The 17025-nt window shown below is 35.2% G+C and carries 15 protein-coding genes; 2 read left to right on the top strand and 13 right to left on the bottom strand.

Annotated elements, in window-relative coordinates; genetic code table 11:
- Positions 1-6: 6 nt before the first annotated feature.
- Positions 7-2385 (top strand): vWA domain-containing protein, encoded by a 2379-nt coding sequence (locus ACODSI_RS03915; protein WP_488915539.1) that lies wholly within the window; start codon positions 7-9, stop codon positions 2383-2385.
- A gap of 80 nt (positions 2386-2465) precedes the next feature.
- On the opposite strand, the gene ACODSI_RS03910 is transcribed toward ACODSI_RS03915, so the two are convergent.
- The gene (locus ACODSI_RS03910) at positions 2466-4100 is read right to left on the bottom strand and encodes an ABC-F family ATP-binding cassette domain-containing protein (RefSeq protein ID WP_488915538.1); all 1635 of its coding nucleotides are present in this window, start codon (positions 4098-4100) and stop codon (positions 2466-2468) included.
- Between the two features lie 203 nt (positions 4101-4303).
- Here ACODSI_RS03910 and ACODSI_RS03905 point away from each other — a divergent pair, with 203 nt between their 5' ends.
- Positions 4304-5521 (top strand): MFS transporter, encoded by a 1218-nt coding sequence (locus ACODSI_RS03905; RefSeq protein ID WP_488915537.1) that lies wholly within the window; start codon positions 4304-4306, stop codon positions 5519-5521.
- A gap of 41 nt (positions 5522-5562) precedes the next feature.
- Here the strand turns inward: ACODSI_RS03905 and ACODSI_RS03900 are convergent, their stop codons facing one another.
- From ACODSI_RS03900 to ACODSI_RS03845, 12 genes are all read right to left on the bottom strand, one after another.
- Positions 5563-5778 (bottom strand): DUF2007 domain-containing protein, encoded by a 216-nt coding sequence (locus ACODSI_RS03900; protein WP_488915536.1) that lies wholly within the window; start codon positions 5776-5778, stop codon positions 5563-5565.
- A 46-nt stretch (positions 5779-5824) separates the two neighbouring features.
- Positions 5825-6442, bottom strand: a complete 618-nt coding sequence (locus ACODSI_RS03895; protein WP_488915535.1) for a DEAD/DEAH box helicase — start codon at positions 6440-6442, stop codon at positions 5825-5827.
- Between the two features lie 93 nt (positions 6443-6535).
- A complete protein-coding gene (locus ACODSI_RS03890) occupies positions 6536-7699 on the bottom strand; it encodes a sigma-54-dependent transcriptional regulator (protein ID WP_488915534.1) in 1164 nt (387 codons plus the stop codon).
- 75 nt (positions 7700-7774) lie between these two features.
- Positions 7775-9079 (bottom strand): ABC transporter permease, encoded by a 1305-nt coding sequence (locus ACODSI_RS03885; protein WP_488915533.1) that lies wholly within the window; start codon positions 9077-9079, stop codon positions 7775-7777.
- Entirely contained in the window at positions 9079-9999 is a 921-nt protein-coding gene (locus ACODSI_RS03880) for an ABC transporter ATP-binding protein (RefSeq protein ID WP_488915532.1), read from the bottom strand. Before ACODSI_RS03880 ends, ACODSI_RS03885 begins: the two co-directional genes overlap by 1 nt.
- Positions 10000-10262: 263 nt before the next feature.
- Complete coding sequence (gene dnaJ / locus ACODSI_RS03875) at positions 10263-11387, bottom strand: molecular chaperone DnaJ (RefSeq protein WP_488915531.1); 1125 nt, start codon at positions 11385-11387, stop codon at positions 10263-10265.
- Positions 11388-11454: 67 nt separating this feature from the next.
- A complete protein-coding gene (locus ACODSI_RS03870; RefSeq protein WP_488915530.1) occupies positions 11455-12045 on the bottom strand; it encodes a nucleotide exchange factor GrpE in 591 nt (196 codons plus the stop codon).
- Positions 12046-12416: 371 nt separating this feature from the next.
- The gene (locus tag ACODSI_RS03865) at positions 12417-13322 is read right to left on the bottom strand and encodes a TIGR01777 family oxidoreductase (RefSeq protein ID WP_488915529.1); all 906 of its coding nucleotides are present in this window, start codon (positions 13320-13322) and stop codon (positions 12417-12419) included.
- Positions 13323-13465: 143 nt separating this feature from the next.
- Positions 13466-14212 carry a head GIN domain-containing protein gene (locus tag ACODSI_RS03860; RefSeq protein ID WP_488915528.1) on the bottom strand — a complete coding sequence of 249 codons (747 nt, stop codon included), beginning with the start codon at positions 14210-14212 and terminating at the stop codon, positions 13466-13468.
- A gap of 2 nt (positions 14213-14214) precedes the next feature.
- Complete coding sequence (locus tag ACODSI_RS03855) at positions 14215-15966, bottom strand: PspC domain-containing protein (RefSeq protein WP_488915527.1); 1752 nt, start codon at positions 15964-15966, stop codon at positions 14215-14217.
- A 5-nt stretch (positions 15967-15971) separates the two neighbouring features.
- Positions 15972-16301, bottom strand: coding sequence for a PadR family transcriptional regulator (locus ACODSI_RS03850; protein WP_035126226.1), 330 nt, complete (start codon positions 16299-16301; stop codon positions 15972-15974).
- 114 nt (positions 16302-16415) lie between these two features.
- A complete protein-coding gene (locus tag ACODSI_RS03845; protein WP_488915526.1) occupies positions 16416-16871 on the bottom strand; it encodes a DUF4870 domain-containing protein in 456 nt (151 codons plus the stop codon).
- Positions 16872-17025 lie beyond the last annotated feature (154 nt).

Raw genomic sequence — 17025 nt, 5'->3', positions numbered from 1 at the left:
TAAATTATGAAAAGTATCAAACTTATTTCATCAGCCCTTACTATGCTTATATGTTTCGTAACATTTGGGCAAGAAAAAACCATCACTGGGTTAGTCTCTGATGGTACACTACCGCTTCCTGCTGTTAATGTAGTGATCAAAGGAACTACTAAAAGTACCTTAACCGATATAAACGGAAAATACACCATCCATGCGCAAGTTGGTGCTGTTTTAGTCTTCCAATATGTGGGCTATACTACCAAAATGGAAACCGTCGGAAGTGCTTCTGTAATCGATGTTATTCTACTTCCTGTAGCCAATGTAAAACAAGAATTAGTTACAGTTGGTTCTAGCAAAAAAGAGAACTATATTGTTGATGCAAATTTCAAAAAACGTCCCACATCAGCTCCAACGACGCAAATGGGTTATGTAGCCGATAAGAATACCAACATGCTTGACGAAGTTGTTGTGGTAAGTGCTATGGGAATTAAACGTACCAAAAACTCGGTTACTTCTTCCCAAAAAATAATTAGTAATAAAGAGTTGACTCAATCCGCTAATCCAAGTGTAGTGGGCTCGTTAACCGGAAAAGTTTCTGGTTTACAAATAAATACGGTTAGCAATGGTGTCAATGCTGAAAATCGTATTGTTTTGAGAGGCAACCGATCTATTACAGGTAACAATCAAGCCTTAATTGTAATTGATAATGTAATTTCAGATGCCACTACGCTAGACCAATTACCACCAAATATAGTAGATAATGTAAATGTAATCAAAGGCGCCCAAGGTGCAGCTCTTTATGGCGCTCAAGGCGTAAATGGGGTTATTATTGTTACTACAAAAAAAGGGTATAACAACAAGAGTCAGGTTGAGGAAGAAGAAGAGGAAGTTCAAAATGAAGCAGATGATACAGAGGAAGACAATAACGCTGTAACGGTTCAACCCGTTGCTGAACCAAAAAAAATTGAACCTATAGCACCACAATCAACAAAAATTGAAATTGATCAAGACGAGTATGAAAGTTTTGTAGAAAATCAATTCGAAAGTCCGAAAAGTGCTCCACTTTCAACCTTCTCTATTGATGTTGACAATGCCTCTTATACCAATGTGAGACGCTTCATCAACAACGGGCAAACGGTTCCAAAAGATGCTGTACGGGTTGAAGAAATGGTAAATTTCTTTAAATATACTTACCCACAACCTCAAAACGAACATCCGTTTGGAATCACAACCGAATACAGTAGCTGTCCATGGAATGCTAATCACAAAATGGTTCGCATTGGTTTGCAAGGTAAAAACATTGAGACAAAAGATTTACCGGCTTCCAATTTGGTTTTTTTAATAGATGTTTCAGGCTCAATGAGCGATGCCAATAAATTGCCACTTTTAAAACAATCATTAAAAATATTGGTGGAACAATTTAGAAAAGAAGATAAAATTTCAATGGTGGTATATGCTGGTGCAGCTGGAGTAGTATTGCCATCTACAACTGGCGATAATAAAGAAAAAATCATCAAAGCGCTAGACAAACTAGAGGCTGGTGGCAGCACCGCTGGTGGAGCCGGAATTGAACTGGCATACAAAATAGCTCAAGAAAATTTTATTCAAGGTGGTAATAACCGTGTGATTTTAGCTACTGACGGCGATTTTAATGTGGGTGCTTCCTCGAATACTGATATGCAAACGTTAATTGAAGAGAAAAGAAAATCAGGTGTATTTTTAACCTGTTTGGGTTACGGAATGGGCAATTACAAAGACAGCAAAATGGAAGTTTTAGCCGATAAAGGAAATGGAAATTATGCGTATATCGACAACATGCAAGAAGCCAATCGCTTTTTGGGAAAAGAATTCAAAGGTTCGATGTTTGCCATTGCTAAAGATGTAAAAATTCAAATTGAATTCAATCCAAATCAAGTGCAAGCCTACCGTTTAATTGGGTATGAAAACCGAAAATTACGTCCAGAAGATTTTAAAAATGACGCTATTGATGCTGGTGAATTGGGTAGCGGACACACCGTAACAGCGTTATATGAAATCATTCCTACTGGCGTGAAAACCGATTTATACACCGCGCCATCCGATTTGAAATATACTAAAACGGAACCTTCTCAAACCGTTTTTAAAGACGAATTAGCTACCGTTAAATTCCGTTATAAAAAACCAGACGGCGAAAAAAGTATCGAAATGGTGCAGGTAATTAACAATACCGCAGTAGAGTTTACTGGGGCATCATCTGATTTCAAATTTTGTGCTGCAGTAGCGTGGTTCGGATTGAAATTAAGAGACTCTAAATTAGTGACTAACAAATCATCATTGGATATCATTGCTCTTGCCAAAGAAGGGTTGGCTAATGATTCAGAAGGCTATAGAGCCGAATTCATTCGATTAGTGGAAAACGTAAAATAAATAGTTAGATTAAATTGGTTAATTAAAAAAACCCGATACGTTCTTAGAATGTGTCGGGTTTGGTTGTATTTGCAAAAAAATTATTTCTCTATTTCTCGTAGCGATTCCATTTTTTTATGAGCTAAGAATCCTTTGATGTCTTCAAAATGTTCTTTCACGCGTTTGTTTCCAAACTCAAAAACTTTGGTTGCCAATCCATCCAAGAAATCACGGTCGTGAGACACTAAGATTAAGGTTCCGTCAAAATCGCGCAAGGCATCTTTGATAATGTCTTTGGTTTTCATGTCCAAATGGTTGGAAGGCTCATCTAGAATTAGCAAGTTTACGGGTTCCAACAATAATTTTATCATGGCTAGACGCGTCTTTTCACCACCCGAAAGCACTTTCACTTTCTTTTGGATATCGTCACCTTGGAACATAAAAGCACCCAAAATATTTTTAATTTGTGTACGAACATCGCCAACCGCAATTCTGTCAATAGTTTCAAAAATCGTAGCATTCTCATCCAATTGCGCTGCTTGATTTTGAGCAAAATAACCAATTTGAGCATTGTGACCAACCTCTACAGAACCGCCATTAATTTCGATTTCTTTCATAATGGCTTTAATCATGGTCGATTTTCCTTCTCCATTTTTACCCACAAAGGCTACTTTATCGCCGCGTTCGATTACAATATTAGCCTCTTTAAAAATCAATTTATCACCATACGATTTCTCTAAATCTTTAACAATTACTGGGTATTGTCCCGAACGAACAGATGGTGGGAATTTTAACTTCAAAGCCGAATTATCAATTTCATCCACCTCAATTGGAACAATTTTTTCCAACATTCTAACACGCGATTGTACTTGTTCTGTTTTTGAAAAAGTCCCTCTAAAACGTTCGATAAACGCTTGATTATCGGCTATAAATTTTTGTTGTTCTTCATAGGCTTTTTGCTGATGAATTCTTCGATCTTTTCGCAATTCTAAATAATGAGAATATTTAGCTTTGTAATCGTAAATTCTTCCCATGGTTACTTCAATAGTTCTGTTGGTAATATTGTCTACAAAAGCTCTGTCGTGAGAAATCACCATAACCGCTTTGGCTTGGTTAATCAAGAAATCCTCTAACCATTCAATACTATCCATATCCAAGTGATTGGTTGGCTCATCCAAAAGAATCAAGTCGGGTTTGGTTAAAAGAATTTTGGCTAATTCGATTCGCATTCTCCATCCACCTGAAAATTCTTTGGTTGGTCGATTAAAATCTTCACGATCAAATCCTAATCCTTTCAAAATTTTTTCAACTTCGGCTTCATAATTTACTTCTTCGATCGAATAATATTTTTCAGATAATTCCGAAACTTTTTCAATCAATTTCATGTAATCGTCACTTTCATAATCGGTACGAATAGTCAATTGTTCATTGATGTCGTCGATTTCTTTTTTCATATTCAAAACACCTGCAAAAGCTTTAGAGGTTTCTTCCATTACCGTACAGTTATCTTCTGTCAATAGGTGTTGCGGTAAATAAGCAATTACTGCATCCCCAGGAGCCGAAATCGTACCTCGAGTTGGTTTATTCGCTCCAGCAACTATTTTTAATAATGTAGATTTTCCTGCACCATTTTTACCCATCAAGGCAATTTTATCAGTATCATTAATAGCAAATGTTACTTCACTAAAAAGAGTTGTACCGCCAAACTCTACGGCAATGTCGTTAACTGTAATCATTTATTTATTTTTTGAAAGGTGCAAATATAGCGCAATTGTGGTATTTATCCATTTGAATATTAAGAAAAAAGCCTGTGTTTTTTTATCGATTTATTTACAGGATTACTAATTTTTTAAAGGATGAATAAATCGATACATTTTATACTAAAATTACTTTTCTAAACGTAAAATTAAAGTAATTTCGTAGTATCAAATACTTGATTATGCCATTAATAGACTATAGTTTTTTGAGTAAAATACTACCCAAAGTAAAGTATAAAAAAAGTTATAAGCATGCCAAACTAACGTATATGAATCGCATTCGTTGGGCGGTTTCCTTACTGTATTTCGGAATGGGATTGTGTTTTGCAACATGGGCAAGTAGGATTCCGGCCATAAAAACCGCCTTACAACTTAGTGAGGGACAACTCGGAAGCATTCTTTTTGCAGTTCCTGTGGGGCAATTATTGGCGATGCCGTTTTCGGGCAAACTTGTCACAAAATTTGGCAGCCATAAAGTCTTAGCCATTGCCTTATTTTTTTATGTTTTGGGATTAATTAGTCTTGGTATAGCTACTGAAGGTTGGCAACTCGCTTTAGGATTATTTGCCTATGGTTTGTTCGGAAATTTTTGCAACATTGCCGTCAACACGCAAGGAGTTTATACCGAAGGTTTGTTTAAAAAAACCTTGATGGGATCGTTTCACGGTTCGTGGAGTTTAGCCGGATTTGTGGGTGCTTTGGTAGGATTGATTATGCTTTCCTTCAACATTTCAACCCTGCATCATTTTATCATTATGGCAGTGGTAATTATGGTAATTTTATTCTTAAATTATAAGTTTTTGATTCGTGTAAAATCGAAAAAAGAAGTCACAGAAGAAAAGAAAGGCTTTTCTAAACCCGATTCGGCATTAATTTGGTTAGGCGTTATTGGCTTTTGCTGTATGGCCAGCGAAGGTGTTATGTTTGATTGGAGCGGCGTTTATTTTAAAGAAATTGTAAAAGCACCCGGAGCATTGGTCATTTTAGGATATACTTCTTTTATGGTCATGATGGCTAGCGGTCGATTTGTAGGCGATAAATTGGTACACCGTTATGGCGCTCAAAAAATTCTACAAATTAGTGGTTGCGTGATCTCTATCGGATTGTTTCTGGCAGTAGCTTTTCCTTATATTATTCCGTGTACCCTAGCTTTTATGATGGTTGGAATTGGGGTTTCTAGTGTGGTTCCAACGGTGTATAGTTTGGCAGGAAAAAACACCACTGTACCAACGAGTGTTGCTTTAACCATCGTTTCCAGCGTTAGTTTCCTTGGATTTTTAATGGGGCCGCCTTTGATTGGTTACATTGCTGAATTGACCAACTTGAAATATTCATTCGGACTGATTGGGTTGTTCGGATTCTTTATCTCCATTTTGGTCAGTCGATTGAAGATTGTATAATTTACAACTAAATCTCGACTACTTTTTATCTCTTTTGAAGCTTACAAACTCAATCGAAAAGCTTCAATTACAGGATTTGCTTTTCCAAAATCGACTTCTTGGATGAACAGTTCAACCGCTTTAGCCGTTTGAATACTTGGCAACACATTGGCCTGATTGTTATTGCGAATTACTACCTCTATAGCAACTTCTTCAAGTCTTTCTTTTAAGGTTACGGCTAGGATTTCTTCTCCTGAAAATATTTTTATTAAACCCATTTTTTAGTTGTATTAAATTGTGTGATGAAAAATGTTCCTTTGATTCCTATTCTTCTTCCATTTCGAAGAAAAGTGGCTCAATCATGATTTTATCGGCTAAGACTTCAACTCTTTCTGTAATTTCAGAGGTGAAAAAGATTCGTTGTGTTTTTTCTATACTAGCAGAAAGACGCATGATGGTGGCATCAAATCGGTTTCTAAAAAGCATATCGGCATCATCTACAACAAACATTTTTATGGTATTCATATTGAAACCTGCCGACGAAAACAAAGCGTTTATTCGATTAGGTGTCCCAATTAAAATGTCTAATCCCATTGAAATGACATTTTTATCATAATCAATATCGCCTTTATCATGAACGCCTAAAATACTCAAATCGGTATAAGTTCCGTACTTTAAAAAAAGCTCTTCCATTTGGAGTACTTTTTCTTTACTTTCTACAATAATTAAAGCACGCGTACTTTCACCTACGGTTTTTTCTAAACGTTGAATCACATTTAGGACAATTGTAGTGGTTTTTCCAGTTCCTTTTGGCGATTGAATCACCACATCAGCGCCACTTTTTACAGTAGAAAACGTTTCCTGTTGCATTTCATTGGCTTCGATTAATTCGTTCTCAATGAGTGCTTGTTGCAGGTTAGGGTTTATTTTTTTTAATTGCATTATTTATAGCTGTAAGCTCTAAGCTCTAAGCCCTAAGCGAAATAAGTAAAACAACGTTACTCATGCCTATGACTTAATGCTTAAAGCATTTATTTATTTACTAGCAAACAGTTTTACATCCGTTTCTGAAATTTCGCTTCCACCCAATATAATCAAGCGTTCCACGACGTTTCTTAACTCCCGAATATTTCCAGTCCAATCGTATTCTTGTAATAATTTGATGGCTTCTTTAGAAAAAGATTTTGGTGCATTTCCTTGTTCTTCGGCTATTTTGGATGCAAAATATTCAATGAGCAAAGGTATGTCATCTCTACGGTCATTCAAAGCTGGAACCTTAATTAATATTACTGCCAATCGATGGTACAAATCTTCACGAAAACGTCCTTCTTCTATTTCTTTTTTCAAATCTTTGTTAGTAGCCGCAACCACACGCACATTGACTTTAATATCCTTGTCTGCTCCTACTCTTTGTATCAAATTTTCTTGTAAAGCTCGTAATACTTTTGCTTGAGCGGCCAAACTCATGTCGCCAATTTCATCCAAGAAAATGGTTCCGCCATCGGCTGCTTCAAACTTACCTGCTCGATCTTTAACCGCCGAAGTAAAAGCACCTTTTACGTGACCAAACAATTCACTTTCAATCAATTCGGATGGAATAGCAGCACAGTTCACCTCAATAATTGGGGCATTGGCGCGTTCGCTTTTTTCGTGCAATTGGTGTGCTACTAGTTCTTTTCCAGTTCCGTTCGGACCTGTAATTAAAACGCGTGCATCGGTTTGAGCTACCTTTTCAATCATTTGTTTGATGTGATTGATAGGCTCAGAATTACCAATCATTTCATAATTTTTACTGACTTTTTTCTTCAGAATTTTATTCTCAACTACGAGTTGTTTTTTGTCTAAAGCATTGCGTACCGTGTTTAATAATCGGTTTAAATCGGGTGGTTTTGAAATGTAATCAAAAGCTCCAAGGCGCATAGTGTTTATGGCCGTTTCCATATCACCGTGACCCGATATCATGACAATTGGAATTTCGGGTTTGATTTTTTTAACGGCTTCCAATAGTTCTTCACCGTCCATTTTGGGCATTTTGATGTCGCACAATACCAAATCGTAATCGGTATTTTTGATTTTTTCAAGGCCTTGAGCACCATCTTCCGCTTCTTCTACTTTATAGGTATCATTTTCTTCAGAAAGTATTTTATTCAATACCCTTCTGATGGAAGCTTCGTCTTCTATGATTAATATTTTTGACATTACGTTAATTCGTTATTTGGTTCTTTGGTTATTTGTGATATCGATTAACCGAATACACAAATAACCAAATTAACATTAATATTTAAGCCATTTGTATAATTCTTTCCAAGTTGGTTTCTTACCATACATCAGAATTCCGACACGGTAAATTTTGGACGCGAACCACACTACTCCAAGAAATGTACCAAAAAGAATCAACATGGAAATTACAATTTGCCACCAAGGCACACCAAACGGAATTCGCATCATCATTACAATAGGCGAGGTTAATGGCACCATAGAAAATACGGTAGCTATGGTTCCGTGAGGGTCGTTTATTACGGTAAAAAATCCGATGTAAACACCTAAAATTAAAGGCATAATTATCGGTAATAAAAATTGTTGTGAATCGGTTTCGTTATCAACTGCAGCTCCAATTGAAGCATAAAACGAACTGTATAAAAAGTAGCCTCCAATAAAATAAAAAATAAAGGAAATTAAAATGGTTGCTATAGGCAATTCGTGCAATTCTTTGAGAATGATAGGAATATTTTCGGCAAGTCCGCTTTGTGCAACATTTGCCATTTGCGATTGTGCTCCAGAGGTTGCTCCAACTTGAACCCCAAAAACAGCCGACAAGATAAACATAGCCGATAATCCGAGAATGGACCAAATAAGAAATTGCAATACTCCAGCAAGTGAGGTGCCAATTATTTTCCCCATCATCAGTTGAAAAGGTTTCACAGACGAGATAATCACTTCTATAATGCGTGAGGTTTTTTCTTCAATGACACTTCGCATCACCATATTTCCATACAACACGATAAACATCATGATTAAATAGCCAAATATTCCACCTACAATAGTTTTAACCAAATTCAAACCTTCTAAGGTGGTTTCGCCATTCGGTTTTTTAATTTTTATGGAAACCTTTGCTTTGGCATTATTAATTTTTAAAGTGTCCAAGCCTTTTTGATCAAAATTCTCTTGCGTCATTTTTTTTGCAATCGCATTTTCAACATCACTGATAAACGTAATATTAGGGCTATTCGCAGAAATGTACTGTATCTTCTTTTGCAAGGATGAATTATTGGTGTCTTTAGGAATCACTAAAAGTCCTTCGTAGCTTTCTTTTAGAATACTGTCTTTCAATATTTTCAAATCAACTTTCGAATAATCAACATATTTGTATTCTTCGTCACTTTTGAATTGATTGACAAATCGACCCGTTTCATCGTGAACAGCAATGGTTTTTAAATCGGCTTTCATCGTACTTAAATAGCCTACAAAACAGCCAATTCCGACAAAAAGTAACGGACTCAAAAACGTCATTACAATGAACGACTTATTGCGAACTTTAGCAATAAACTCTCTTTTTATGATTAGTACTAATTTACTCATTATTCGGTTACTGTTTTAATAAAAATATCATTTACACTCGGAATTTTTTCTACAAAATGCGTCACTTGACCACGTTGCAACAGTATATTTAACAATTCGTTTGGAGTAGCTGTTCCGAGATTAATTTCGAGTTTTAATTCGTCGTTTAGCGATTTGAAATCGGTTTGCGTTAATGTAAATTTTTGTGTCAAATCATACATCAAGCCTTCGATGTTATTACTTAAAATTCCAACTTCGTAGCTGTTGGTTCTGAATTGTTTTTTGACATCAATCAACTTTCCTTCAATCAATTTATTCGATTTGTGAATCAATGCAATGTAATCGCACATTTCTTCTACACTTTCCATCCGGTGTGTAGAGAAAATGACAGAAGTCCCTTGACGGTTCAATTCGATGATTTCGTCTTTAATCAAATTGGCATTTACTGGATCAAAACCCGAAAAAGGTTCGTCTAAAATTAGCAATTTAGGTTTATGTAAAACGGTTACCACAAATTGAATTTTCTGTGCCATACCTTTAGAGAGCTCCTGAATTTTTTTATTCCACCACCCTTTAATTTCCAATCGTTCAAACCAATAATCGAGTTGTGCTTTGGCTTCTTGTTTAGACAAACCTTTGAGTTGTGCGAGATACAAACATTGTTCTCCCACTTTCATGGTTTTATACAAGCCGCGCTCTTCAGGCATATATCCAATATAGGCAACATGTTCTGGCTTTAATGGTTCGCCATCCAAGAGGATTTCGCCACTATCGGGCATCGTAATTTGATTGATGATTCGGATTAAAGAGGTTTTTCCAGCACCATTCGGACCTAATAATCCATAAATACTGCCTTGTGGAACTGAAAGAGAAACTTCGTTAAGCGCAGTGTAATCGCCATATTGCTTAACAACTTTGTTTACTTCGAGAATAGTACTCATACATTTTAATAAATTTCAACTTCAAAAATCGACTTCAACTTCAAAAAACAAACTCAATTTCAAAAAAAAATTAATAGTTATTGATTTTTGAAGTTGATTTTTAAGATTGCTATTGAATTGGTAAAAGTACTCAATTAGTCCCAATTAGAAAGGTTTTGTTACAAAAAACCCACCCTTATTTTGACACAAGGATGGGAAAAATTGCTATGAAAAAGAAATTACCTGTTTCCAAGTAATATTCAAATGTAGAAATAATTTTATAATTACGAAAACATATCTTTAACTTTTTCAAAAAAAGATTTATCACTCTTTTCTGGATGCGGAATAAAGTTCTCGTCTGTGAGTGATTTTTCAAAGAATTGTCTTTGTTCTTTCGTCAATGTCTTAGGAGTCCAAACGTTTACATGTACTAGTAAATCGCCACTTCCATAACTATTCAAGCTAGGAATTCCCTTACCTTTTAGACGTAAAATCTTACCCGATTGAATCCCTTCTTCTAATTTGATACGTACTTTTCCATTAACCGCTTCAATTTCTTTAGAAGCTCCTAAAGCCGCTTCGGCAACACTGATGTACAAATCGTAATGGAGGTTTTCTCCTTCGCGTTTAAGAAATTCATGTTCTTGTTCTTCAATAGCTACAATTAAATCACCAGCTATTCCGTTGCCAGGTGCGTCATTTCCTTTTCCAGAAACCTTCAACTGCATACCGTCTACTACTCCTGCTGGAATTTTGATCGATACCGTTTCATCTTCCATAATCATTCCGTAGGCGTCGGCATTGGTCGGTTTGCTTTCAATGGTTTGCCCAGAACCGCCACACACATGACATGTTGCAGCCGTTTGCATTCTACCCAAAATAGTGTTGGTTACTTTCAAAACTTGGCCTTGACCATTACAGGTTGCACATGTTTTGTATTTAACGCCAGGCGCTTGTATTTTGCGTTTAACTTTTACTTTTTTCTCCACACCATTAGCAATTTCTTCTAATGTCAATTTGACTTTGATGCGCAAATTACTTCCTTTTACTCGACGTTGACCGCCGCCATTTCCGCTAAAACCGCCGAAACCGCCACCGCCGCCAAAAGCACTTCCAAAAATATCCCCAAACTGACTGAAGATATCATCCATATTCATGTGTTGGCCACCACCAAAACCACCAGCACCATCAAATGCTTGATGTCCGTATTGATCATATTTGGCTTTCTTATTAGGATCACTTAGTACTTCATACGCTTCGGCACAAGCTTTAAAATTTTCTTCTGCCGCAGCATCACCAGGATTTTTGTCAGGATGAAACTCGATTGCTTTTTTGCGGTAAGCTTTCTTAATTTCTTCTGGTGTAGCATTTTTTGTAATGCCTAATATTTCGTAAAAATCTTTTTTCATTTTATATACGTTACAAATGATTGAATCATTTTGTTGCAGCAAACTATTTCAATGTCGCTACAGCTGATTATTGCCCTATTACCACTTTTGGAAAACGAATGATTTTGTCACCCAATTTGTATCCTTTTTCGATAACATCTACAATTTTTCCTTTCAAATCTTTGGATGGTGCTGGAATTTGTGTGATGGCTTCTGCAAAATCGGCATTAAACGCATCACCACTTCTCACTTCAACTTCTTCTAATCCTTTAGATACCAATGTCGATTTAAGTTTTTCGTGAATTAACTCTACACCTTTTAACAGTACCTCATCTTCTGATTTAGAAATTTGAACCATGGCTCTGTCAAAATCATCCAAAACTGGCAACATGGCTTGTAGCACTTCTTGGTTGGCAGTTCTAAATAATTCGATTCGCTCTTTAGATGTACGTTTTTTATAATTTTCAAATTCAGCAAAAAGACGTAAAAATTTGTCTTTTTCTTTGGCTAAATCTTCTTCTAATTTTTGTTCAACACTTAATTCTTCTGCTGTTTCAACACCTATAGCTGACTCATCAGTATGATTTTCTACTGTTGCCTTTTCATTATCTAGAATTTCTTTATCAGTATTTTCAGTACTCATTGTGTTTTTATTTTTAAATATATTTTTGAGGTTCATTTCGAATTTTATTCGCCATAACGGGTTGCAAAAGTACTGCCATTTCTTTAAAAATGTCAAATTGTCACTTCTTTTTTATGGTAAATGTGCTATGAAATTGAGAATTTAGAATCCCTAAGACTGTATTTAGCCCCGATAGCAGCGGCATCCTTTTTCTTTTTTCTTTAAAAAGAAAAAGATACAGCGAATAGCGGGAAAAAGGTTTAAAAAAATTCTACTGTGATGCTGCTTCTTAAAAATTTAGTATAATTTTAAGACTATAACGATTTAGTTTGTATATATTTGAAATATAAAAGGTTTACAATTGTCCGAAAGGCAAAAAGATATTAATTCATTTATGAAAAAAGCTCCAGCGATAACTGGAGCTTTTTTTATTTTATGAGGTTTTTCAGAGCTTTATCTAAGGTTGGAAATTCGAATTTGAATCCGAGTTCGAGTGCTCTTTTAGGTACAATATTTTTATTATTAAATAACAAAATATGCATTTCGCCTAAAATTAATTTCATTACAAACTGCGGTACATTGGGCAACCACAACGGACGTTTGAGGTATTTTGCAATAGCTTTCGTTTGCTCTTGATTAGTGACCGGATTGGGTGATACGGCATTTACTACACCTTCAATTTGGTTTTGCAACACAAAATAATACAACTGCGCTATATCGGTTAAATGAATCCACGATTGCATTTGTTTTCCAGAGCCAAAGCCAGAACCAACATACATTTTAATAGGTTTTATCATTTCTAAAAGGGCACCACCTTTATTGGAAAAAACGACTCCTGTTCGGAGTTTGGTTACTTTTAGATTCAACAAATGAAATTGGTTGGCACTTTCTTCCCATTTTACTACAACGTGTCCTAAAAAAGAAGTATCGATTTCTTTGGATGCTTCGTTATAAATGGCAGTATCGCTATCGGGATAAATGGCCGTTCCGGATGCCGAAATAAAATGGTGCACTTGATGCGGTGCTTTTTTTAGCAAACTGAATAACAAATTGGCTGATAGCACGCGACTTTCGATTAGCTCCTGTTTATAAGAATTGGTCCAACGTTTAGAAATAGAAGCGCCTGCCAAATGTACAATGGCATCAACACCATCAAGGCAATTTTCGTCGATTTTGCCTTCTTGCGGATTCCAGTAGAAGCCATAATAGTTGGCTTTATTTTGAATTTTTAATGGCGAAGTGGTTAAATAATGAACGGTATGATTGTTTTGCAAAAGCAAATGGGTCAATTCTTGTCCTATTAGTCCGGTTGCGCCTGTAATCAGAACTTTCATCTTCTTTTTTTATTCAAATTTACGAGGAAAAAGTAAAAACGTAACGTTAATTGGTATTGGTTTAACTTTTGTTGAAGATTTTGATTACAAAAAAAATCCCAAGATTACTTGGGACTTTAATACAACTAAAAAAATAAATTATTCTAATTACTGGAAACGCTTCCGCCGGAAGTTTCTTCTTTAGAAATATTTTTGGGAGTTCCAGAGTAATCAATAGAAGACCCGCTACTCGATTTGGCAACTAAATTTACTAAAGGACGAACCTCTGTAGAACTGCCACTAGTAGCTTCAGCAGTTACTTCGTTGGCTAATAGACTTTGGGCGTCAATATGTGAACCACTTGAAGTGGCTGTTCTTAATTTTAATGATTTCCCTGATAAAGTAATGGTACTTCCGCTAGTTGATTCGGCGTTAATACTATCAAATTCTAAGGCTGCTTCTATTTCGCTTCCGCTTGAAGATGAAACTCTAATTTCGGTTGCTGTTGCAGCACTTTTCAGCGTTCCTTTGGTTTTGATATTGGAACCACTTGTGCTTTCTAATCCTTCCACAACTGGCATTGTTACACGCACTGTTTCAGAATCGGCACTATAAATATTTTCATCCGAAGAAATTACTAAGGTTCCGTTTTCCACTTTAGTGGTGATGTGGCTTAACAAATTTTGATCGGCTTCTACTTCTACCGCTACTGTTTCAGATTGTTCGATAACAACTTCGATACCGCGGTTTACCGAAATCTTTGTGAACTTTTCGGTAATGGTTCTCTTTTCGGTTTGTACATTTCCGTTGCCTTTAATTCCGTTGAAAACGTTACTACCGCAGGAAGCAAATAACAATGCTACCATTACTGTTACAATAATTTTTGTACAAAAAACAATTACTTTTACCATGACTATTTTGTTTTAACGATTATACCTTGTTTATTAATAATTAAACTGCCGGGTTTTTCTTTTCCATTGGTCGTTTGGATGACTTCTTTTCCATTTATTTTGACTGAAACCGAATTAATCGAATCATTATCTGGAGTGGCTTGAACATCTTCTAATTGTATTTCTACATCATTGTGTTCGTTTTCATCAGCTGGGCAATTCAAACATTTTACTTGAGTATCACCTACTCTGTAAATATAATCTCCAGAACTGTAATGCAAGTTGAAAAATTCGTCGTTAGAGTCATCAAAATCTCGAACATTTTCATCCATTTTTAACAGGGTTCCTTTTGGCAAATAAAGAAACAATTCTACACGTTGATCTCTAAATTTATTAGCTACTTCAGTCAATAAATAATTATCCAAAATTAATTGATTTCCAACGATTTTGTATCCATATTTAATTTTTTCAGCACGTTTTTTAGCTTCGTCAGCCGATTTTCCAACGGCTAATTTTTCAATTTGTAAATAGGGTTGTTTCGCATCGGTTTTCATAACTTCAATACTCACATTATTAGAGTAAATAATTTCACGATTTTGCTCGTCTTGAGTCAGTCTGAAGTCGTCGTGACGGTAATAATCTTTGGAATAAAAATCGTTGTTTTGAAATTTAACACACAACGTATCTGTTGGTATAATGTTGATGATTTCTTTCTTCACATCTTTAGCTTCAGATGAAATTTGAGTAAACTCATTAATTCCCATAGCGATTAATATTCCAACTGCAATCACCCAAATAGCTAGTAAGGTGTACTTTGCAATAGCTCCAATAGATCTTAAGTTGGTTACCAGCAATTTTAATCCTAAAATTAATAAAAAGAAAAAAGGAATTCCGAAAGCCAACAAGAATAAAATTCCTTGAGCCCAAAGTGGTGTTTCTAACCCTAAAGGCGTTCTAAAATGATTGATCAACGTATTTTGTGGTAAAGAAGAAGAAAATATCGCTACGATAGAAGCTACACAAATTCCAAAAAGTGAAACCGAAGAAAACACTACTATTATAGCTCCAAGAACTTTGGCAAAAGCTCCGAAAATACTGGTAAAAACATCTCCTAAACGGCTTCCAACCGACTCAGCACCCGATTTTACTTTATTTCCTAATTCGTCGTAATTTACGTTTTTGAATTTATCGGATACATTTTCAAATTCTTCACGTACTTTTTTTTCAATATTAGAAATGGTCACTGGTTCGCCTCTCATTTCTAATTTCTCAGAAGTGGTAAGCGCTTCTGGAGTTGCAATCCAAAGGATTAAATACACCACCACTCCAAAACCAAATCCGGCAAAAGCTGTGGCTAAAAAGGCGATTTTAATCCAAGTGGAATCAATTCCGAAATAATATCCTAAACCAGTACAAACTCCAGCAATTGATCCGCGTTCTTTATCGCGATATAACTTTTTTAGTTTTTGTTTAGTATTAAAGTTTGAAGATGTCGATTCTGATGCATCGTCGTCAATTCTATAATCTTCTGGTTGTCCCATTACTGCAACTACTTCGTCAACATCTTTAGTATTGATTACGTGTTTATCGCTTTTTTGTCTTTCTGTAAAAAGTTCGGCAACACGCATTTCAATGTCTTTCATGATTTCGTCTTTTCCAGATGAATTAGAAAGTGAACGTTTTATGGCATCAAAATATCTTGATAACTTTTGGTATGCATCTTCATCTATATGAAAAAATAAACCACCTATATTAATATTTACTGTTTTGTTCATGATTGTTATTTTTGATTAGTTATGATGTTTACAGCGTCAGACAATTCGGTCCATGTGCCGTTTAATTCGTTTAAAAATGTTTTTCCCAGTTCGGTTAACTCATAATATTTTCTTGGCGGACCCGAAGTAGATTCTTCCCAACGGTAATTCAGCAAACCGTCATTTTTTAGTCTTGTCAATAGCGGATAAACGGTTCCTTCTACTACAAGCAATTTAGCGTTTTTTAAGGTGTCTAATATTTCAGAGGTGTAGGCTTCTTTTTCTTTTAAAACAGATAAGATACAGAATTCTAAAACACCTTTACGCATTTGAGCTTTTGTGTTTTCAATGTTCATAATTCGATTTTGATTTTTTAATTAAACTGTTCATTTTTTGATTGTTTTACAGCATTTCAAACAATTTGACTGTGCTGCGATTGTGATTGATGATTATTTTGATGATTGAAACTATTATTTAAAAAAGGGTATAGCTAATGGGTATTTATATGGCTCTCCGTTGGATGCTTTCACTGCGCCGTTAACTATAAGTATGAATTCAAATACTTTTAAAAATCCAAAAATGATGGCAGCAAAAATTGCAATTCCAGCAATTCCTGTTATATCGCCAAGATTAAAATGATGGATGGTAAAATCACCATCGTTAAAGGCGGTTCTAAAAGCTACATTTTTTAAAACTAAATAAATGATTATAGGCACAGCAATAATGCAAAGGATTAAAGAGTACAAAAAAATACTCAACTGAAAATTCAATACTTGTTTGCCATTATAGTCTATAAATTCAGAATCTTTTCTTTTGGAACTCCAAATAACAATTGGAAAAATAAAATTCCCAAATGGAAAAAAGTATTGAGTCAACGCGCTCAAGTGGGTTATTGATGAAATGGTTCTTTCGTTGGATGTGCTCATTGTTTTGATTTTTGATGATTGATAAAATGAAAACTAACAATACTATAGATAGCTTATTAATTTCTTATACAAAGATACAACTAAAAAAAGGTATTATGCATTACAAAGTACTTAAATTTAACTTTATATTAACATTTAGTGTTTTATTAAAATA

It is taken from the genome of Flavobacterium sp. FG139, from assembly GCF_057809695.1.
Note: the sequence above shows the minus strand (reverse complement) of the source record. Positions and strands in the feature narration are given on the sequence as shown.